We start from the raw sequence: 21,136 nt of genomic DNA on the forward strand, positions 1-21,136 counted from the left end.
ATGTTTGATATCCTCATGTATTTGTTTGAGAACTATATTCACAGCGAAAGCGAAATATTTGTTGAACAAAGTGAACTAACAGATGAATTATTACGAGCCGGGTTTAATCATCGAGAAATTTATAAAGCGCTCGATTGGCTTGAGCAATTAGCAGATCTACAACACAGCGATGAATGCCCTTACTTAAATCGCGTCCCTGGCAAGTCAGTACGTATTTATACGCAACAAGAATGCGACAAACTGGATCTGACTTGTCGTGGCTTTTTAATGTTTTTGGAGCAAATTTCGGTTATCGACACAACCACGCGTGAGATGGTGATCGATCGTATTTTTGCGCTTGATAAAGAAATTATCGAGTTAGATGATTTAAAGTGGGTTGTGCTAATGGTGTTATTTAACGTGCCGGGTAAAGAAATTGCCTATGCGCAAATGGAAGACCTACTGTTTGAAGAGCAAAACGGTACCATTCACTAGCGAGAATGTTTAAATTTGCATCTTGCCAAGGCTTGCATGGTATAATTCTGCGAAAATTACGCCTGCGTTTTGACAATTATGAGCAAAATTGATCATTCTTTATTTTCTGTTCACGAACATGCTTTAGAAAAAGAGCATGAAGTGTGTCCGAAGTGCGGCTCTGAAACGAGTGTGAAGCATAGTAAAAAAGGTGCGTTTGTCGGATGCAATAATTATCCTAATTGTGATTATACTCGCCCATTAGTCGAACACCATGAAACACTTCTTAAAGTGCTTGATGACAGCGAATGTCCTCTTTGTGAATCGCCTTTAGCAGTTAAAAATGGCCGCTTTGGTATGTTTATTGGCTGCACTAACTTTCCTGAGTGCCATTATGTCGCACAAGAAGAGTCGAAAGAGTCATTACCTATTTGTCCTAGCTGCAATAAATCTGAGTTAGTTGAACGCAGCAATAAATCGGGTAAAACATTTTACTCCTGTGGGGGGTACCCCAAATGCAAATATATTTTAAATAATAAACCAGTTGCACACTCGTGCCCTGAATGTGGTTGGCAAGTGATGGTTGAGAAAAAAACAGCAAAAGGCTTAATGTTACAGTGCCCACAAAAGCATTGTAACCACAAAGTCTCGTTATGAATTGGAGTGAGTTGTGAGTAACGAGTTATTAGAAAATCCAATTATATCTGCACTTAAAAGTGACGGTGTAATTGTTTACCCTACAGAAGCCGTTTACGGTTTAGGTTGTGATCCTGACAGCGAAACTGCAGTATTGAAGCTATTAGATATAAAACAACGTCCAGTAGAAAAAGGGTTAATCCTCATCGCAGATAACTATGGTCAACTGTTAGAGTATGTCGATGATGATAAAATACCCATGGATAAACGCGCTGATATATTTTCGTCGTGGCCAGCAGCAGTAACTTGGGTAATGCCAGCTAAAAAAAGTACGCCAAAATGGCTAACGGGGCAGTTTGATACAATCGCAGTTCGGGTTACAGCTCATCCAGTAGTAAAACAGTTATGCCAAGAGTTTGGCAAACCATTAGTATCAACAAGCGCAAATCTAACGGGACAAGATCCTGTTTTAACATTAGAAGAAGCTAAAAGTGCATTTGGCGATAAAGTATCAGCTTATGTTGAAGGTGCACTTGGTGGCAACACCAAACCAAGCCAGATTAAAGATGCATTTACAGGTAAGTTGTTTAGAGAGTAATTATGTCGCACGTTAACTTAGAAGTAGTAAAAGAGTTTTTATTGGCCTTACAAGACAAAATTTGTGATGCCTTAGAGCAAGCTGATGGTAGCGCTAAATTTGTCGAAGACGCTTGGCAACGTGAAGAAGGTGGTGGCGGCCGCACACGAGTGATCAAAGATGGTGAGGTAATAGAGCAAGGTGGAGTCAATTTCTCCCATGTGTATGGTGAATCAATGCCAGCTTCTGCTACTGCACATCGCCCAGAACTCGCTGGTCGAAGTTTTCATGCATGCGGTGTATCGTTAGTTATTCACCCAAAAAACCCTCATGTACCCACATCACATGCCAATGTTCGTTTCTTTATTGCTGAAAAAGAAGGTGAAGACCCGATTTGGTGGTTTGGTGGTGGTTTTGACTTAACACCTTTTTACCCTGTGCTTGAAGACGTAAAACATTGGCACCAAGAAGCCTGTAAATTATGTTTGCCATTTGGTGAGACCGTTTATGATGACTACAAAAAATGGTGTGACGAATACTTTTACTTAAAGCACCGCGGTGAAACCCGTGGTGTAGGCGGTTTGTTTTTTGATGACTTAAATGAATGGGGCTTTGATCGTTGCTTTGCCTTTATGCGAGCTGTTGGCAACGGTTTCCTTGACGCTTACCTACCAATCGTAGAAAAACGCAAAGACTTCCCACACACCGAGCAACAACGTGAATTCCAGCTGTATCGCCGTGGCCGTTATGTGGAATTTAATTTGGTATGGGATAGAGGCACACTATTTGGGTTGCAAACAGGCGGTCGTACTGAATCCATTTTAATGTCAATGCCGCCGCTTGCGCGTTGGGAGTATGATTTTAAACCTGAACCAAATAGCTTAGAAGCCAACCTCTACGAGAATTACTTGTCGCCAAAGGATTGGTTGCAAATTTAATAATAACCTCATAATTTCTTATAAAAATAAGAGGTTAATAAAAAGCCGCAATTTTGCGGCTTTTTTGTGCTTATAATTTAAATTTACGTACTTGCTGATCAAGCTCTCTTGCCAGCGACAATAAGCTTTCACTAACTTGCTTACTTTCATGGGCATCCACAAGCGAGGTCTCTGCGTTATCACTTATTGCAATCACACTCTGATTAATTTCTTCTGCCGCTAGGTTTTGCTGCTCTGTTGCATCGGCAATTTGTGTATTGAGTTGGTTTATTTCTTTCATGTGCTCTGAAATATCTTTTAGCGCCAACGCTACTTTTTTCACTTGCTCTGCTCGCTGGTCCGCATCCTCACTGGAACGATTCATGGTATTTACGGTCTCCAACGCTTCAGATTGTAAATTCTCAATGGTGCGCTTTATTTCATCGGTTGAGTCATGGGTGCGATTTGCGAGTGTGCGTACTTCATCAGCAACGACGGCAAATCCTCTGCCAGCTTCACCAGCCCGTGCAGCTTCAATAGCTGCATTAAGCGCGAGTAGGTTCGTTTGTTCTGCAATGTTACTGATCACTTCCAGTACTTTACCAACTTCTAATGTACGGTTTTGTAATTCACTGACTTGTTTTGCTGCAGTACGCACTTCTAATGCGAGGCCGTTAATGCTCTCTTCTGTGCTTTCAGCGATTTCTAAACTGCTTTCAGCAAGATGATTACTGGTATCTGAACGCTCCGATGCAAAATGCGTGGTATTGCGTACTTCAGAAGACGAAGATTCTAACTCGTTAATTGCTGCGGCAACTGAGTCAGTACCTTGTTTTTGTTGGTTTATTGCCTGTTCTGTTGTTTCAGCTGATGCATAAATTTTTTCAGCGCTGTGAATAAGCACCTTGGACGATTCTGATAACTGACTAATATTTCCTTTAAATGCAGCCATCATTAAATTAAAGTTATTTGCTAAACGTCCAAGTTCATCATTGGTTTTATCTTCCACATGAATGGTTAAATCGTTATTTTGCGATGCTAAGCGCATTGACTTGCCAATTACACGAAGACGCTCAATTAAGAACTTTCTAAATAACCAGCCAAGTGTAGCAAAGGTAATAACAAATATTGTTGTCAGAATAGCAAAGCTAATCCATGAATTACGAGTGACTGCCGCATCTACCTTATCAAGCGAGTAACTGATCTTCACCGCACCGAGTATTTCGCCTTCAGTGGCTTGATGGCAACCTAAACAATTGGTGCTGCGATAATTTTCACTGGCAACAACTGGTTTTAAGTATGTAATTAAATTACTGCCGTCTTCGCTTTTGCTAAAGTGGATTTGTTCAGTGCCATTTAAAGCTTCGGTTTCTTGTTGGTTTTGTGGTGCTTGATTTGCTTCGCCGGGGCCAAAAAATTTATTTATTTTGTCTCCGCGAATAATATGAATATCTTTTATCTGTTCTTCACTGAGTATTTTTTGACGCAAAATTTCACGGTTTGCCATAGTGCCGGTAAGCATCATGGTGTTTATAGAGTCAAAATAGTTGTCGGCAAGTATTTTTATGTTTTGCTCAATAGTTTGATGAGCAAGTTCGCTTTGCTGTTTTTGCCCAGTAAGCAAGCTAGCAACAAGTACCAAAATACCCGTAACCGTAAGTAACGCAAAAATTTTGTGTTGAATAGAGTGGTGACGCATAACAGTTTTCTCAAGCACTAAGTAAACTGAGTATGCGCAATTATCAACGAAGCTGCATTGATTTAACGCAATCTAATGGTGAGTGTTAACGTCCCTGATTAATCATATGTGTCGCAAGTTGCGCTAGTGATTGTTTAAGCCCTTCGCGCAATACGGGGTTATCAACTTCAATATCAAGTGCTTTGTTCATGCAAAACATCCATTGATCTCTTAAGTCTTGATCAATAGGAAAGGGCATATGACGCTTTCGCAACATAGGGTGCCCATATTTCTCTACGAATAAATCAGGTCCACCAAGCCAACCTGATAAAAACTCGAAAAACACTTGTCTAATTCTATTTAAAGGTTGAGGATGCATATCATATAATGGTTTTGCGTATTCCTCTTCAGCCATAATGTCGTAAAATCGATTAGCTAGCGCGCGGGCACCCTGTTCTTGTCCTATTAACTCATAAGGTGTTTTTTCAGGAGAGGGAGATTGATGAGATTCATCTTGTTTTTGTGTCGTGCCAAACATACGTCTTAAAATTTGCTTCATAACTCTAACTCAATGCGAGAAAACTAATGGATAAATACGCGGTATTCGGAAACCCGATAGAGCATTCAAAATCACCGAAAATTCACAGTGAGTTTGCTAGCCAACTAGATCAGCAAATCGAATACAGCGCAATCTTAGCACCGATTGACGGCTTTAAGGAATCGGTAGAGCAGTTTGTCGCACGTGGTGGCAAAGGGGCAAATGTGACTGTGCCATTCAAAGAGCAAGCATTTGCGTTAGTAGACGAACTTTCTGAACGCGCTAAATGTGCGGGCGCAGTTAACACAATAAAGGTTAGCTCAGATGGTTCGTTACTAGGTGATAACACAGACGGTATAGGCTTAGTAAACGACATTTTAAGTAATAACTTTACGCTGCAATCAAAGCGAGTATTGGTAATTGGTGCAGGCGGTGCAGCAAGAGGTGCATTGCTACCTCTATTACAACAAAATCCAGCTAAGCTAACAGTAATTAATAGAACAAAAGCGAAAGCGCAAACCTTAAGAGACGAATTTGCAAAATATGGTGATATCGATGCCTATGGCTTCGAGCACGAACCTGACATTGACTACGATATTGTAATTAACTCTACTTCAGCAAGTATAACAGGCGATGTGCCGCCAATTTCTAAGCGATTTGTTGCACAGTGTGAACTGGCATACGATATGTTTTATAGCCAACAACGCACATCATTTAACGATTGGGTTAATAGCATAAACCCAAACGCAACAACGCTAGATGGTTCTGGCATGCTGGTGGGGCAAGCCGCTGAGGCATTTTTTGTGTGGCGAGGTGTTAAGCCGTTAACCGATAATGTGATTGAAAAGCTAAAATCAGGAATTTTGTAATGAACCAGTCTATTTTATTTGTCGACCGCGTTGAATACATAGAAGATGCAAAACGTATAAACTTCTTTGCACAAGTAAATGGGCAATTGATTACCTGCTTTTATTTAACTAAGCAATCTAAAGAAAGTGCTATAAAAGAATTCGAAAGTAAAAAGTTCGACTATGAAGATACTGCAGAAAGTGCAATTGAAGACGAACTATACAATGATCAAGGTGAGATTGAAGTAGAAGAGCTATTATAGCTCTTCTAGGTATTCATTCTTTAATATAACGTAGTTATCAGCAGATACTTTAAGGAAAGCTATTTCTGCTTCAGTTAGCTTTCGGGCTTGTTTAACTGGGCTACCTACATATAAATAACCTGACTCTAACGTTTTATTCGGTGGAACCAATGATCCGCCACCAATAATGACATCATCTTGTACCACCGCGTTATCCATTATAATTGCGCCCATACCAACTAAGATACGGTTTCCAAGTACACAACCATGCAGCATTGCTTTGTGACCAATGGTGACGTCGTCGCCAATAATTAACGGATAGCCATTTGGCACTGCATTACTTTTACGCGTTACATGAAGCACCGAACCATCTTGTATATTTGTACGTTCGCCAATCTTTATATAGTTAACATCACCACGTGCAGCAACTAAAGGCCAAATACTTGAATCGGCGCCAACTTCAATTTGACCAACTAATACAGCCGATTCGTCTATATAGGTATTTAAATTGATTTTTGGCTCTACACCTTTATAGCTTCTAATTGTCATAACGGCTCCAATAAAATAGTTATAGAGCGTAAATTATAGATAAAAGTGTACTGATTGTTAATTTCTGGCCAGAAAATGTATGTTTTTAACGCTTATAGCTGGTATTTCAGGCAAACAGTAAAAAAATACAAATTTTCTTTAAAAAAGGGGTTGCGCTCAAATCAAATCTCTCTATAATTCGCCTCCATCAACACGGGGAACGACGCAGCATAGCAGCGAATCACGAGTTGGTTGAGTCAAGTAAAACTGAGTTTTGAGAGTTTTCAAAATAAAAAGAAAATAATCAAAATTAAGTGTTGACAAAAAAATAGGAAAGCGTAACATACGCAGCCCTAACAGCGACGAAGCGTCGCGGCAAACACAAGGTTGTTTGCGCTGTTCTTTAAAAATTTAAGCAATCATCTGTGTGGGCACTCGTACAGATTAAGTTCTAACATACGCATTTAAAGCGTAACAAAATTTAGACTTAATTGAACTGAGTGACCAACGGAAATAAACATAGTTTATTTCAGTACAGTCAATTCGATTTCGAAAGAAATCAAAATCAGAATTCATTGAGTCGGACTTATGTCCAAAAACACTTTTAATTGAAGAGTTTGATCATGGCTCAGATTGAACGCTGGCGGCAGGCCTAACACATGCAAGTCGAGCGGTAACATTTCTAGCTTGCTAGAAGATGACGAGCGGCGGACGGGTGAGTAATGCTTGGGAACATGCCTTTAGGTGGGGGACAACCATTGGAAACGATGGCTAATACCGCATAATGTCTACGGACCAAAGGGGGCTTCGGCTCTCGCCTTTAGATTGGCCCAAGTGGGATTAGCTAGTTGGTGAGGTAATGGCTCACCAAGGCGACGATCCCTAGCTGGTTTGAGAGGATGATCAGCCACACTGGAACTGAGACACGGTCCAGACTCCTACGGGAGGCAGCAGTGGGGAATATTGCACAATGGGCGCAAGCCTGATGCAGCCATGCCGCGTGTGTGAAGAAGGCCTTCGGGTTGTAAAGCACTTTCAGTTGTGAGGAAAGGTTAGTAGTTAATACCTGCTAGCTGTGACGTTAGCAACAGAAGAAGCACCGGCTAACTCCGTGCCAGCAGCCGCGGTAATACGGAGGGTGCGAGCGTTAATCGGAATTACTGGGCGTAAAGCGTACGCAGGCGGTTTGTTAAGCGAGATGTGAAAGCCCCGGGCTCAACCTGGGAACTGCATTTCGAACTGGCAAACTAGAGTGTGATAGAGGGTGGTAGAATTTCAGGTGTAGCGGTGAAATGCGTAGAGATCTGAAGGAATACCGATGGCGAAGGCAGCCACCTGGGTCAACACTGACGCTCATGTACGAAAGCGTGGGGAGCAAACGGGATTAGATACCCCGGTAGTCCACGCCGTAAACGATGTCTACTAGGAGTTCGGTTTTTCGGAACTGTCTTCCAAAGCTAACGCATTAAGTAGACCGCCTGGGGAGTACGGCCGCAAGGTTAAAACTCAAATGAATTGACGGGGGCCCGCACAAGCGGTGGAGCATGTGGTTTAATTCGATGCAACGCGAAGAACCTTACCTACACTTGACATCCAGAGAACTTACTAGAGATAGTTTGGTGCCTTCGGGAACTCTGAGACAGGTGCTGCATGGCTGTCGTCAGCTCGTGTTGTGAGATGTTGGGTTAAGTCCCGCAACGAGCGCAACCCCTATCCTTAGTTGCCAGCGATTCGGTCGGGAACTCTAAGGAGACTGCCGGTGATAAACCGGAGGAAGGTGGGGACGACGTCAAGTCATCATGGCCCTTACGTGTAGGGCTACACACGTGCTACAATGGCGCATACAGAGTGCTGCGAACTCGCGAGAGTAAGCGAATCACTTAAAGTGCGTCGTAGTCCGGATTGGAGTCTGCAACTCGACTCCATGAAGTCGGAATCGCTAGTAATCGCGAATCAGAATGTCGCGGTGAATACGTTCCCGGGCCTTGTACACACCGCCCGTCACACCATGGGAGTGGGTTGCTCCAGAAGTAGGTAGCTTAACCTTAGGGAGGGCGCTTACCACGGAGTGATTCATGACTGGGGTGAAGTCGTAACAAGGTAGCCCTAGGGGAACCTGGGGCTGGATCACCTCCTTATACGATTTAGAACTTTTTGTTCGAAGTGTCCACACAGATGATTGTTAGCTAAGCAATAGCTTAGTTAATTTGCTCTTTAAAAATTTGGAAAGCTGACAAACTTTAAATTAAGTACTTACTTAGTAAGTGCAATATTTAATTTAGAGTTCTCAAAATAAAGTAAAGAAAATATGCCGCATACTCTTTAATAAAGAATATGTTGGTATCTACTTTAGTATTCAATATTTAACTTCTGGCGGAGTTAAAAACTGTCTTTGACGATACAAACCATTTTGGGTTGTATGGTTAAGTGACTAAGCGTATACGGTGGATGCCTTGGCAGTTGGAGGCGATGAAGGACGTATTAACTTGCGATAAGCCTAGTCAAGCTAGTAAAAAGCGCTTGAGACTAGGATTTCCGAATGGGGAAACCCACCACTTAGTGGTATCACTTACTGAATACATAGGTAAGTGAGGCGAACCGGGAGAACTGAAACATCTAAGTACCCCGAGGAAAAGAAATCAACCGAGATTCCGAAAGTAGCGGCGAGCGAAATCGGATTAGCCCTTAAGCTGTAATGTAGTTAGTGGAACATTCTGGAAAGTTTGACGATACAGGGTGATAGTCCCGTACACGAAAACTTATTTACAGTGAAATCGAGTAGGTCGGAGCACGTGAAACTTTGACTGAATATGGGGGGACCATCCTCCAAGGCTAAATACTCCCAACTGACCGATAGTGAACCAGTACCGTGAGGGAAAGGCGAAAAGAACCCCTGTGAGGGGAGTGAAATAGAACCTGAAACCGTATACGTACAAGCAGTAGGAGCAGATTCGTTCTGTGACTGCGTACCTTTTGTATAATGGGTCAGCGACTTATATTCAGTAGCGAGGTTAACCATTTAGGGGAGCCGTAGTGAAAGCGAGCGTTAACTGCGCGTTTAGTTGCTGGGTATAGACCCGAAACCCGGTGATCTAGCCATGGGCAGGTTGAAGGTCAGGTAACACTGACTGGAGGACCGAACCGACTATCGTTGAAAAGCTAGCGGATGACCTGTGGCTAGGAGTGAAAGGCTAATCAAACCGGGAGATAGCTGGTTCTCCCCGAAATCTATTTAGGTAGAGCCTCGGACGAATACTATTGGGGGTAGAGCACTGTTAAGGCTAGGGGGTCATCCCGACTTACCAACCCTTTGCAAACTCCGAATACCAATAAGTAATATCCGGGAGACACACGGCGGGTGCTAACGTCCGTCGTGGAGAGGGAAACAACCCAGACCGCCAGCTAAGGTCCCAAAGTGTATGTTAAGTGGGAAACGATGTGGAAAGGCCCAGACAGCCAGGAGGTTGGCTTAGAAGCAGCCATCCTTTAAAGAAAGCGTAATAGCTCACTGGTCGAGTCGGTCTGCGCGGAAGATGTAACGGGGCTAAACATACCACCGAAGCTGCGGCTGCGAATTTATTCGCGGGGTAGGGGAGCGTTCTGTAAGCTGTTGAAGGTGTGCCGGGAGGCATGCTGGAGGTATCAGAAGTGCGAATGCTGACATGAGTAACGATAAAGCGGGTGAAAAACCCGCTCGCCGGAAGACCAAGGGTTCCTATCCCATGCTAATCAGGGTAGGGTGAGTCGACCCCTAAGGCGAGGCCGAAAGGCGTAGTCGATGGGAAACGGGTTAATATTCCCGTACTTGGAATAATTGCGATGGGGGGACGGAGCAGGCTAAACAAGCATGGCGTTGGTTGTCCATGTGAAAGTATGTAGGCTTGAAACTTAGGTAAATCCGGGTTTCTTTAAGGCTGAGATACGAGACGAGCATCTACGGATGTGAAGTTGTTGATGCCATACTTCCAGGAAAAGCCTCTAAGCTTCAGATTATTTCGAATCGTACCCCAAACCGACACAGGTGGTCAGGTAGAGAATACTAAGGCGCTTGAGAGAACTCGGGTGAAGGAACTAGGCAAAATTGTACCGTAACTTCGGGAGAAGGTACGCTCTTATCTGTGATGAGACTTGCTCTCTAAGCGGACGAGAGTCGCAGTGACTAGGTGGCTGGGACTGTTTATTAAAAACACAGCACTCTGCAAAATCGAAAGATGACGTATAGGGTGTGACACCTGCCCGGTGCCGGAAGGTTAATTGATGGGGTTAGCTTCGGCGAAGCTCTTGATCGAAGCCCCGGTAAACGGCGGCCGTAACTATAACGGTCCTAAGGTAGCGAAATTCCTTGTCGGGTAAGTTCCGACCTGCACGAATGGTGTAACCATGGCCACGCTGTCTCCACCCGAGACTCAGTGAAATTGAAATCGCAGTGAAGATGCTGTGTACCCGCGGCTAGACGGAAAGACCCCGTGAACCTTTACTACAGCTTGGCACTGAACATTGACCCTACATGTGTAGGATAGGTGGGAGGCTTTGAAACACAGTCGCTAGATTGTGTGGAGCCGTCCTTGAAATACCACCCTTGTAGTGTTGATGTTCTAACATAGGCCCCTGAATCGGGGTTGTGGACAGTGCCTGGTGGGTAGTTTGACTGGGGCGGTCTCCTCCCAAAGAGTAACGGAGGAGCACGAAGGTTTGCTAAGTACGGTCGGACATCGTACGGTTAGTGTAATGGTAGAAGCAAGCTTAACTGCGAGACAGACACGTCGAGCAGGTACGAAAGTAGGTCATAGTGATCCGGTGGTTCTGAATGGAAGGGCCATCGCTCAACGGATAAAAGGTACTCCGGGGATAACAGGCTGATACCGCCCAAGAGTTCATATCGACGGCGGTGTTTGGCACCTCGATGTCGGCTCATCACATCCTGGGGCTGAAGTCGGTCCCAAGGGTATGGCTGTTCGCCATTTAAAGTGGTACGCGAGCTGGGTTTAGAACGTCGTGAGACAGTTCGGTCCCTATCTGCCGTGGGCGTTTGAGAATTGAGAGGGGCTGCTCCTAGTACGAGAGGACCGGAGTGGACGAACCGCTGGTGTTCGGGTTGTGATGCCAATTGCATTGCCCGGTAGCTACGTTCGGAATCGATAACCGCTGAAAGCATCTAAGCGGGAAGCGAGCCTCGAGATGAGTTCTCACTTTAACTTGAGTTAACTGAAGGGCCGTTGAAGACTACAACGTTGATAGGCAGGATGTGGAAGTGGTGTGAGCCATTAAGCTAACCTGTACTAATTACCCGTGAGGCTTAACCATACAACGCCAAAGTGGTTTAGACCCGCAGAAGTTGAATAGTCTCTGAAAAAAGAGACAAATACTAAAGTAGACATTTACTTAAAAAAAGCTTTCCAGATTTAGATTTAAGATTAACTCTTAAGTCAACCAGATTTGCTTGGTGACTATAGCGTTTTGGAACCACCTGACCCCATGCCGAACTCAGAAGTGAAACGAAACAGCGTCGATGATAGTGTGGGTTCGCCCATGTGAAAGTAGAACATCGCCAAGCTCCTAATTAAGTAAAAAGCCCGCTCATTGAGCGGGCTTTTTGCGTTTTAGACATAAAAGATTTTAGGATTAAGCAACCAGAGTTCAGGATATTGCTGAATCCTGAATCCTGAATCCTGAATCCTGAATCCTGAATCCTGAATCCTGAATTCTGAATCCATTACTCTAAGCTATCTCAGCTTCGTCTTGCGGTGAAAAAATCACTGTTGGGTCGATAATAATGCTGTGCTTATTATTCATATTAATCAGACCTTTCATCATATGACGGGTTTGTGGGTCGATATCAAAACCAATCGAAGTTAATTGTTCTAGTGGTTTGATATCGTCTTTATTAACCGTTAAAGAGTCTTCCACCTTATCTACCAACAAGCCTATATGAGGGGTTTTGCCGTCTTTGGTGGTAAAGATGATAATGGGTTTGTAATCGAGAGTGATCTGCTCTCTTGCTGTTTGGAATAACCTTACGAGCACGGTAAATATCTTGCGTTTCTTTTCATGGAAGAGTGTAAGGGCTCTTCCTGATGTATCGCTAGCGTTTACACTTAATAATTCTTCTGCCATAGCATGTAGCTCTCGATGCGGCTTATCGAACTTGTCGAGTATAACGCGTAACTCTTCGTTGTCTGTTTTGAAGTTATTGTACCAAGTGCCGAATGCGCATTTGTCTGGATCTTTCGCTTTTTCGAATGGTGCGCCATTGGTGAGGCTATTTTCTAACGCATCAAGCCAATCTAAATGGTCCTTTTCTCTGGCAATAAGTAAATCTGAAAGCGCTTGATTGGCAACTTGAGTCGACTCTTTGTTAAGAACAATACCAAGATCAAAGATGGGGGTTGGAGTGCCTAAGTAATCCTTTACGCCAATAAAGCTTTTATTATCGTTGGGTAATTCGGTTAGGTTATTTTCATATCGTTCTGTTAATAAAATATCGAGTATTTTTAAAGCGATCGTCTTAGAGCCAACTTTAAAATTAATAAAGTCCATATAAGATTCTTTCCTAACATTCTCATTTATTAAATAGAGCATAGTTGAGCTTGTCAAAAATGCACGTATGATAAGTAGCTAACTCACCGAATATTATATTAAAAGATAGTTTAGCAATGAAAAATAAACGCCAACTACTGATTACCAGCTTAGCACTGTTTTTAAGTGCAAATACATATGCAAACCAAAATGTAATCTCGCAAAGTGTCGAAGAGTTACGATTAACTAAACTCAACACCGTCGATGCAAGCTTAGTTAACCACAAGGCAATGTCACAATTCGCGAAACAATGGCAAGCCGTAAGTAACTATGCTGAAGCTAAGCAGTTACTCTCGAAAGTAGGCACAAAGTTATGGTCTGAAGTTAAAGCGCAGGTGCAATCTAACCAGCGATATGACGATAGGCCGCTTTACTGGCAGCGCCTAGCGGTTAAATCACAACTAAAAAACAAGCCGCTTAATTTTTCAAAAGCTGAGCTAGCTAGCCTTTTAGAAGTGTTTGAAACAGTATCTCGTGGGTACTCTGATATTGATTACCGTTATAGTGCAGATACGCAAATTTTTATTACCGGTTTTGACCCGTTCTTATTGGACAGAAATATTTCACAAAGTAACCCTTCAGGACTTGCGGCATTAGCGTTAGACGGAAAGGTTATTGAGCTTAATGGTAAGCAAGCTGAAATTAATGCGGTTATTGTACCTGTGCGTTATGAAGATTTTGATCAAGGTGAAATAGAATCACTGCTAGCGCCTATTTACTTAGGTGGACAAGTAGATTTAGTTTCAACTGTTTCAATGGGTAGAGAGCATTTTGATCTTGAGCGTTTCCCTGGTAAGCGTCGTAGTGTAACTGCGCCAGATAATTTAAATGTACTATCAGGTGGCACAAAAGATGCGCCAATTATTTCAAAGTTAGCAGGCGAAACTCTTTCGGGAGACGAGTTTGTTGAATTTAGCTTGCCTGTTGCTGCGATGCAAAAGGCAAAAGGGCAATATCAAATTAACGATAACTTAAAAGTAGTAACGTTAGAAAAAGGCGAGTTACAACCTAAATCGCTTTCAGAGTTAAATGGATTAACTGCGGTCTCAGGTGGCGGCGGTGGTTACCTTTCGAATGAAATCTCGTATCGCAGTATTCGTTTGCAAAATCAATTAGGTACGAAAGTGCCAACTGGCCATATACATACACCACGTATCAAAACGTTTGACGATGCAACCAATAAAGCGATTGTGAATCAAATTGAAGCCATGCTAAAGCAGACGATACCGGTTATTTAGTAAACGTGAAATGGTTTAAAAAAACTGTGTTGTCTTTTACCCGTTCGGATAATTCAACATAGTTTTTTTTGCTTTTATCTAACTGCATTTTTATGACTTGCAGCTTTTGTAATAAGCAATCGTTTGATAGCGGTTTGCAGGCTTTTGCTGCGTTGTAAAATACAAATGCATTTGCATACCCTTCTAGGTGCACACGCGTTGGGTTTGCTATATTTGCTTGCTTCATTGATTGAATAAATTGTTTGCACCAATTTTGTTTACAACCATCAACTTTTGGTATTACTTCCGTTACCAGTACTCTGCTAGGCTGCTTAATACGAGCAAACAGTTCATTGCTCGATACAAAAGAAACACTTGTAAAATAGGGCTTAAAGTTTTGCTGATCGGCTAAATTAATAAAATGGGCTAGGGGCTTATAAGTACCAACTAAGCAAACCGCTTGTGCGCCGCTTTGTTTTAATTTTTCTAACGCTCGCTCAATATCTTGGCTATTTCGTTTGAATCTCGCAATGGCTTTAGGTTTTAATGCGTATGGTAACATTGCTTGGGTAAGTGCATTTTGCAGCGAGAGACCAAATTCATCAGCTTGAATCAAAAACGCAATTTTTGTTAGCCCTTTTTGCTTCACTAAATAATCTATTTGTACCTTAGCTTCATCATTATAGCTGGCGCGTAAATTAAAAATATGATCTTTGTGGCGCAAAAAGTCTGCGCCGGTAAAGGGGGTAATAAATGGAATTTGGTGAGAATCAATAATGGGTTGAATCGCGCTAGATGTGGGTGTGCCAACATAAGAGAAAAGAACATCAACTTTAGCGTTGTTTATAAAGTATCGTGTGTTATTTACGGTGAGGTGAGGTTCGTATTGGTCATCAAGTGCGAGTAATTCTATTTTTCGACCATTTACCCCACCGTTAGCATTTACTCGCTCAAAGTAAGCGTCAGCTCCTTGCTTTAATTGCACGCCTAATTCTGCCGACGGGCCGCTTAAAGCCGCCGACATGCCAAGTTTTATAGGTGGTTGCTGCGTTGCAAAGACAACTAGCGGAATACAGCAAATTGCAATGATTAGTTTAGTGATTAGAATTATGGTTACACCATTCATTAGCTGCTTGTTTTAGCGCTGAATTAAGTTGCTTTTTACCCGTTAATGCAAGAGCTTCGTTGACCTTAGTCTCAGGCATATTCTGTAATACTAGCTTAATTATTAACTTTCTAGAAATACTTTCTAGTTTATTTAGTGAACAAGGGTTTACATAAACTTGTTGAGCTAAGGCAAAGCGTGCTTGGTCAAAGCTGATTTGCCCTTCACTAAATCTTTTCACTAAGTTATTGCTGCGAGTGCATTGCTGGTTTGATGAATTCAAGTTTGCGCTAATGCCTAATACTAACTCGCTTGGCAGGTGCGAAAACGAGCGTGCTAACTCAAACAAAAATTGCTGCTTGAAATGGGATTTGAGCAATGTCTGTTGGTCTAAATAAACATTTGAAGCTTTAATGACTAAGCAAGAATGTTCGCCGCTGGCTTTATCTCGCTTTGCACCGAGTTTAATTAGATTGTAATTCTGCTTAAACCAAAAATTGCAAAGCTTGGCTTCAGCGCCGAAACTCGCACCGAAAAAATCAACGAGATCAGACAGTGATGATTCAATCGAATTGAGTAACTGGGTACCTATCGCATTACCTTGGCAATAGGGGTTAACGGCAATACGCACAATGCGGGCATAACGGGTTGCCAACAAGTGTTTTTCACCGAGCAAACAAGCGGTAGATTGCGCCAACATATTGCCCTGCGGGCGGCGTTCTCCAGCGATAATTTGTGATGCTAACGGATCCGCAATCTCACCTTCAAGTGCAACTAATGCTGCGGCTAATAAAACACCATTTTGTTCAGCAACAAACACCTTTAAGTTATTCCCATCGAGCATATGTCGTAAGTCATTCACACTGGTTTGGTAATGCGCCATGACTAAAATAGCGAATACTTGTTTAAGTAATTCGTTATCGTTTGCGAGTTGTTGCTGTGTTATCGCGTCAAAAGTAACGTCAGTTTTATGGTTGATCGTCAGTTGTTTGAAGTCAGCATCAAGTACAAGCAACTGATTAATGGTATTTTCGAGCGGGTCGTTATCAGCGTAACGTATAGGGTCCGACAGCTCAGCGATAAGGCAATTGCTGCGGGTTACTTTCAAATAAGGAATAAAGCGTAAATTAAACCCTCGGCCTGTGCCTTCATAGCCATGAAGCGTTGTTGCAAAGCCAAGTTTTATCGGTAAATCGAGCGCTTTTTTTAATATGCTTACAGGCAAGCTTGCCGCTTCATCAATTAATACTAAATCGTAGTTTTTTGCTTGGTTTAGCAATGCATCAGGTGCAATAAAATCAAGCTGTACGTCATTATCTATGAGTTGATCGTAGTGTTTAAATACTGTCGCAACGGTTTGTTTATGATGAGCGCAAATAGCAACAGGCTTGCCTAGTGATGAACAATTGGCTGCCAGCATTCCAAGCGTTGCCGATTTCCCTCTGCCTCTATCGGCGGTTAGTAAAAATGTGGCGCGGCGCTTAGTGATAAACTTGCTCAAATCGGCAACTAGATTTTGCTGCTCTTGATACTGAGTTCTCTCAGTTGCAGTGAAAATTGGGATTTTTGGCAGAGCATAGTGCTCTGAAACAATTAATACTTGCTCGTTAGATGAAAGTAACGAAATAAAACGTGTTTGAAAAAGTGAAATAGGGTTAGGTGATTTATTCGCACTTTGAAAACGAGAAAACGCGGGATCAGCTTGCTTAGCGTAACTTTCAAAGTTCGGCATTAGCAGCACCAGTAGGCCGCCTGCTTTTACTGTACCCGCCACGGTTGCGAGCTTGTCTGGCATTAGCCCTGAATTTACGTCAAACACCACTGTGCTGTATTCTTGCCCTAATAACTGGTGATTATGCTCAGGCCAAAAATTTACTGAGGGGGAATTACTAAGGGTTAATAAATCGGGGTAAACCGTTTTTAAGGTATCAACTTGTTGCCAACACCAATGCTCACTCCCTGACAAAACCAATAACTGACGATGCTTACTCGTTAGCAACGATTGGTGTAATTGGTTAAGCCAGGTGTTAGTGAGCATAATTTACATCGCTTGTAATTTCGCATACATGGTCACTAGCCACTTAGTACCATGATCATCAAAGTTAACTTGAATACGCGCCTGTGGGCCCGTACCTTCATAGTTTAGCACTGTACCTTCACCAAACTTGCCGTGCATTACACGCTGGCCGAGTTTAAAGCCTGTATCGTTAAAGGTTTCTAAACTGATGGTATTGCTAAAACGGCCAGTGGTTTTAGGCTTGGTGATTTGTGTTTTAATGCGAATTTCATCCAAGCAATCTTCCGGTAATTCGCGAATAAAGCGCGACGGGCTATGAAACTTTTCTTGCCCGTATAAACGGCGACTTTCAGCGTGGCAAATATAAAGCTTTTGCATGGCGCGTGTCATACCTACATAACATAGACGACGTTCTTCTTCTAAACGGCCGGTTTCTTCTTGGCTTTGTTGTGACGGGAACATGCCTTCTTCAACGCCAGCCATAAATACCAGAGGGAACTCTAGGCCTTTAGCCGAGTGCAGTGTCATCATTTGTACCGCATCTTCGTGTTCGTCTGCTTGTCCTTCACCTGACTCTAGTGCGGTATACGCTAAAAAGCCATCAAGTGGCGAGCTAAACTCCTCTTCATCTGGCAGTTCGTATTGGCTAGTAGCGTTAATTAATTCTTCTAAGTTTTCTACCCGCGCTTGGCCTTTTTCACCTTTTTCTGCCATATACATTGCCATTAGGCCCGAGGTTTGAATAGCGTATTTGGTTTGTTTATCTAATGATTTATCAAGAATGTTATCTTCAATCTGATCGATAAGCTCAATAAACGAATTAACCGCATTAGCAGCGCGCCCGGCTAAATGTTTTTCTGCTAGTAAGGTTTTTGCTGCGTACCAAAGTGGCAATGATTCGCTACGCGCACAATCACGAATCAGGCTTAATGTGCGATCGCCAATACCACGCGTTGGGGTGTTAATAATACGCTCAAATGCCGCGTCATCATTGCGGTTATTTACAATGCGTAAGTAACATAAGGCATCTTTGATTTCTTGACGTTCGAAGAAGCGCATACCGCCATAAATACGGTAAGGAATTCGCGGTGACTGAATATTTAATTCTGATTCCAATACACGAGATTGGGCGTTGTTGCGGTATAAAATGGCGCAGTCTTGCAGTGCATTCCCTTGTTCAAACCAGGCCTTAATTTTACTTACAATAAAGCGGGCTTCGTCTAGCTCGTTATAAGCAGCGTAAACGCCAATTTGTTCACCTTGATTGCCGTCAGTCCACAGCTCTTTACCCATTCGCTCAGAGTTATTGGCAATTAAATGGTTTGCCGCCTTTAGAATATTACCTGTTGAGCGGTAATTTTGTTCTAAGCGAATAGTTTGTGCATCAAAGTCACTAATAAACTGTTTAATATTCTCGATACGTGCGCCACGCCAACCATAAATACTTTGGTCATCATCACCTACAATCATGATCTTGTTGCTTTTGCCAGCAATCAACTTTAACCACTGATATTGAATGGTGTTGGTATCTTGGAATTCATCTACCAACATATGTGGAAAACGCTGTTGGTAGTGACGTAACAAGGTTGGTTGGTCGCGTAACAATTCGAAACAACGCAGCAAAATTTCGGCAAAATCCACTAAACCTGCGCGGTCACATGCTTCTTGATAAGCGGTATAAATACGCAGCATCATTTGCTCGTTAGGATCAAACGCTTGAATGTGTTTAGGGCGTAAACCTTCGTCTTTTTTAGCGCCAATATACCAAGCCGCTTGTTTGGCTGGCCATTTCTTCTCGTCGATGTTCATTGCTTTCATTAAGCGACGGATCATCCTCACTTGGTCGTCAGTATCGAGAATTTGAAATGATTCTGGCAGGTTTGCTTCTTTATGATGGGCGCGCAGAATACGATGCGATAAACCGTGGAAAGTGCCAATCCACATGCCGCCAACAGACGCTTTAAGCGTTGCTTCAACACGGCTGCGCATTTCTTTGGCTGCTTTGTTGGTAAAGGTTACCGCAAAAATGCTGTAAGGCGATGCGTGTTCAACTTGCATTAACCAAGCAATTCGATGGACAAGTACGCGGGTTTTACCTGAGCCTGCGCCTGCCAGCACCAGCATATTTTGCAGCGGGGCGGCTACGGCTTCGCGTTGATTGTCATTTAAACCATCTAATAATTCAGAAACGTCCATCGAAGTTAACTCTTTACCAAAATTGGCAAAAGTATAACAGGAGTTGATTTAATACCAAATAGAATACTGTTTTTATAAACAGGGGTTGTTTATCTATTGATTTTTTCGCTAGCCTTTACATTGTGAGTAGGTTGTTGGAGCTCTGAACTTTTTGTTTCTAAGTACGTTTTAACAAACGTTGCTCTTTCGCTTTCAGGCAACGTTGCAATGATATTCTCAATATGCGCTATTTTTTGTTTTTCTTGAAAGTGAGAGATAACTCTGTCACCGCTGATAAGGAAAAAGAGAATTAACAGAGGGCCCATAACAGGAAATCCATTCCGTCCTTTTAGCTTTCCGTCTACATAAAGCTTCACCCCAGTTAACCAGTTATTGGTTACGCGAACGTGATGGTCGTTTAAGTCGAATTCCCATTCTTTATACATAATGTTAGTCCTTTTTATAATGTTGTTATTTTTTAAGAAAAAGTCGTTAATTTACTTATAAGGCGCTGCTCCCGTAATGGTACTCGCTCGTGAAAGGAGTAGACGATAAACCTGTCTGAAGCTTGGGAAAGTTGCACTGTGACTTCAAGGCTAAAAAAAGGTAATGAAGGAGTTACATCAATAATACCAATCTCGCAGAGGTTAGCCCTTAAAAGTACATCATCACGAAATGACAAATTAAGTTCACTAAAATCCTTTAAATCACCATCAACATATAGTTTCATGCCGTTATGCCAATGATAAGTAATGTGGATTTGGTGATGCTTGAGATTAAATTTCCATTCTTTTGTAAACATAACTGCTCTCTTATTTATTGAGTGCAGATTATATTCTGGTATGAGCTTATTAAAGTTATTAATGATGAGAGGTTATATTACGTGACGTAAGGAAATATCGCGCACGTGATATTTCCTTAAGTTATTAATCAAGCAGGGATTTGAGCGCAAAAACATCGCTTATTTCCATGTCAGCTAAACCTTTGTAGCGGTAGGGCACAAAGGTATTTTCTAGCCAAACGCTATAACAGCCAGCGTTGTTAGCGCCTTGCACATCTGAATCAAGGCTGTCACCTACATGTAAAATCTCGTTTGGACTTACACCTAATTGCTGGCAGGCCAAATCAAACATATCGCTTTCTGGTTTTGCTTTGCCGTGAGGGCCTGCTTGTAATACTAAATCAAAGCTGTCTTTTAAATTAAATTGGTTTACATCGACATTACCATTGGTAATAGCAATCACTTTGTATTTTTTACGAAGTGCTGCGAGTAAATCAATTACCTCAGGTGCTACTTCAATATCGCTGCGTGCTTTTGCAAATGCGTTATAGGCTTGTGCTGCATGAAATGCTGCATTTTCTACTTTGAGAGTTTCTAACCCCCATAGTAAAGCCTTTTGACGCCATAGCGTTACGTCGTTTACGACCTCTGGGTTTTCAAGTGCATAACCGTTTCGGCAAGTGCGCCAGAAATCGCCGTTTTGCTCCGCCCACTCTGGAATGGCAGCAAGATAATCTTGCTGTGCGTTAATGGCGTTTTTTATGATAGGGCGGTTGTCGTAAAGGGTATCGTCTAAATCAAAACTAATTACCTTTACGGCAGAAATTGCTCGGTTAAATCGCATCATA

Annotated in this window: 17 protein-coding genes and 3 rRNA genes; 10 read left to right on the plus strand and 10 right to left on the minus strand. The window is 42.4% G+C overall.

What is annotated here, in order from left to right:
- From ACXAFE_RS00120 to hemF, 4 genes are all read left to right on the plus strand, one after another.
- The gene (locus ACXAFE_RS00120; RefSeq protein ID WP_475146837.1) at positions 1 to 474 is read left to right on the plus strand and encodes a DUF494 family protein; all 474 of its coding nucleotides are present in this window, start codon (positions 1 to 3) and stop codon (positions 472 to 474) included.
- 78 nt (positions 475 to 552) lie between these two features.
- Positions 553 to 1,110 carry a DNA topoisomerase family protein gene (locus ACXAFE_RS00125; protein WP_475146840.1) on the plus strand — a complete coding sequence of 186 codons (558 nt, stop codon included), beginning with the start codon at positions 553 to 555 and terminating at the stop codon, positions 1,108 to 1,110.
- A 13-nt stretch (positions 1,111 to 1,123) separates the two neighbouring features.
- The gene (tsaC, locus tag ACXAFE_RS00130) at positions 1,124 to 1,687 is read left to right on the plus strand and encodes an L-threonylcarbamoyladenylate synthase type 1 TsaC (RefSeq protein WP_475146843.1); all 564 of its coding nucleotides are present in this window, start codon (positions 1,124 to 1,126) and stop codon (positions 1,685 to 1,687) included.
- Positions 1,688 to 1,689: 2 nt separating this feature from the next.
- The gene (hemF, locus tag ACXAFE_RS00135; RefSeq protein WP_475146846.1) at positions 1,690 to 2,604 is read left to right on the plus strand and encodes an oxygen-dependent coproporphyrinogen oxidase; all 915 of its coding nucleotides are present in this window, start codon (positions 1,690 to 1,692) and stop codon (positions 2,602 to 2,604) included.
- Positions 2,605 to 2,674: 70 nt separating this feature from the next.
- Here hemF and ACXAFE_RS00140 read toward each other — a convergent pair whose 3' ends face one another.
- Together ACXAFE_RS00140 and ACXAFE_RS00145 are read right to left on the minus strand one after the other, a co-directional pair.
- Positions 2,675 to 4,282 (minus strand): methyl-accepting chemotaxis protein, encoded by a 1,608-nt coding sequence (locus ACXAFE_RS00140; protein WP_475146848.1) that lies wholly within the window; start codon positions 4,280 to 4,282, stop codon positions 2,675 to 2,677.
- Positions 4,283 to 4,367: 85 nt separating this feature from the next.
- On the minus strand, positions 4,368 to 4,799 hold the full coding sequence (locus tag ACXAFE_RS00145) for a group II truncated hemoglobin (RefSeq protein WP_475153577.1): 432 nt from the start codon (positions 4,797 to 4,799) through the stop codon (positions 4,368 to 4,370).
- A gap of 47 nt (positions 4,800 to 4,846) precedes the next feature.
- On the opposite strand from ACXAFE_RS00145, the gene aroE reads away from it, so the two are divergent.
- Together aroE and ACXAFE_RS00155 are read left to right on the plus strand one after the other, a co-directional pair.
- A complete protein-coding gene (gene aroE / locus ACXAFE_RS00150) occupies positions 4,847 to 5,668 on the plus strand; it encodes a shikimate dehydrogenase (RefSeq protein ID WP_475146853.1) in 822 nt (273 codons plus the stop codon).
- Positions 5,668 to 5,910 (plus strand): DUF1488 family protein, encoded by a 243-nt coding sequence (locus ACXAFE_RS00155; RefSeq protein ID WP_054979423.1) that lies wholly within the window; start codon positions 5,668 to 5,670, stop codon positions 5,908 to 5,910. Before aroE ends, ACXAFE_RS00155 begins: the two co-directional genes overlap by 1 nt.
- Here ACXAFE_RS00155 and ACXAFE_RS00160 read toward each other — a convergent pair.
- On the minus strand, positions 5,905 to 6,438 hold the full coding sequence (locus ACXAFE_RS00160) for a gamma carbonic anhydrase family protein (RefSeq protein ID WP_054979424.1): 534 nt from the start codon (positions 6,436 to 6,438) through the stop codon (positions 5,905 to 5,907). The two genes, ACXAFE_RS00155 and ACXAFE_RS00160, sit on opposite strands and share 6 nt — an antisense overlap.
- A gap of 584 nt (positions 6,439 to 7,022) precedes the next feature.
- Between ACXAFE_RS00160 and ACXAFE_RS00165 the strand changes: the two genes are divergently transcribed.
- The 3 genes from ACXAFE_RS00165 (at position 7,023) to rrf (ending at position 11,971) form a co-directional block, all read left to right on the plus strand.
- Positions 7,023 to 8,555 (plus strand): 16S ribosomal RNA (locus ACXAFE_RS00165).
- 283 nt (positions 8,556 to 8,838) lie between these two features.
- Positions 8,839 to 11,721, plus strand: a 23S ribosomal RNA gene (locus ACXAFE_RS00170).
- Between the two features lie 135 nt (positions 11,722 to 11,856).
- Positions 11,857 to 11,971: ribosomal RNA gene (gene rrf / locus ACXAFE_RS00175) — 5S ribosomal RNA — on the plus strand.
- The 16S, 23S and 5S rRNA genes sit together here, the layout of an rRNA operon.
- Positions 11,972 to 12,135: 164 nt before the next feature.
- Here the strand turns inward: rrf and ACXAFE_RS00180 are convergent.
- The gene (locus ACXAFE_RS00180; RefSeq protein WP_475146857.1) at positions 12,136 to 12,954 is read right to left on the minus strand and encodes a CZB domain-containing protein; all 819 of its coding nucleotides are present in this window, start codon (positions 12,952 to 12,954) and stop codon (positions 12,136 to 12,138) included.
- Between the two features lie 116 nt (positions 12,955 to 13,070).
- On the opposite strand from ACXAFE_RS00180, the gene ACXAFE_RS00185 reads away from it, so the two are divergent.
- Positions 13,071 to 14,231 carry a hypothetical protein gene (locus ACXAFE_RS00185; RefSeq protein WP_475146859.1) on the plus strand — a complete coding sequence of 387 codons (1,161 nt, stop codon included), beginning with the start codon at positions 13,071 to 13,073 and terminating at the stop codon, positions 14,229 to 14,231.
- Here ACXAFE_RS00185 and ACXAFE_RS00190 read toward each other — a convergent pair.
- From ACXAFE_RS00190 to ACXAFE_RS00215, 6 genes are all read right to left on the minus strand, one after another.
- The gene (locus ACXAFE_RS00190) at positions 14,224 to 15,336 is read right to left on the minus strand and encodes an ABC transporter substrate-binding protein (RefSeq protein WP_475146864.1); all 1,113 of its coding nucleotides are present in this window, start codon (positions 15,334 to 15,336) and stop codon (positions 14,224 to 14,226) included. The genes ACXAFE_RS00185 and ACXAFE_RS00190 overlap by 8 nt on opposite strands.
- Positions 15,305 to 17,353 carry a tRNA(Met) cytidine acetyltransferase TmcA domain-containing protein gene (locus ACXAFE_RS00195; RefSeq protein WP_475146867.1) on the minus strand — a complete coding sequence of 683 codons (2,049 nt, stop codon included), beginning with the start codon at positions 17,351 to 17,353 and terminating at the stop codon, positions 15,305 to 15,307. The genes ACXAFE_RS00190 and ACXAFE_RS00195 overlap by 32 nt, the downstream gene beginning before the upstream one ends.
- Positions 17,354 to 17,356: 3 nt before the next feature.
- On the minus strand, positions 17,357 to 19,528 hold the full coding sequence (uvrD, locus tag ACXAFE_RS00200; RefSeq protein WP_054981405.1) for a DNA helicase II: 2,172 nt from the start codon (positions 19,526 to 19,528) through the stop codon (positions 17,357 to 17,359).
- Between the two features lie 89 nt (positions 19,529 to 19,617).
- Entirely contained in the window at positions 19,618 to 19,953 is a 336-nt protein-coding gene (locus ACXAFE_RS00205) for a hypothetical protein (RefSeq protein ID WP_475146870.1), read from the minus strand.
- Positions 19,954 to 19,985: 32 nt separating this feature from the next.
- Positions 19,986 to 20,309, minus strand: coding sequence for a hypothetical protein (locus ACXAFE_RS00210; RefSeq protein WP_475146873.1), 324 nt, complete (start codon positions 20,307 to 20,309; stop codon positions 19,986 to 19,988).
- Between the two features lie 124 nt (positions 20,310 to 20,433).
- Positions 20,434 to 21,135 carry an HAD-IA family hydrolase gene (locus ACXAFE_RS00215; RefSeq protein ID WP_475146875.1) on the minus strand — a complete coding sequence of 234 codons (702 nt, stop codon included), beginning with the start codon at positions 21,133 to 21,135 and terminating at the stop codon, positions 20,434 to 20,436.
- Position 21,136 lies beyond the last annotated feature (1 nt).

The organism is Pseudoalteromonas sp. ABV4_021, from assembly GCF_056159365.1.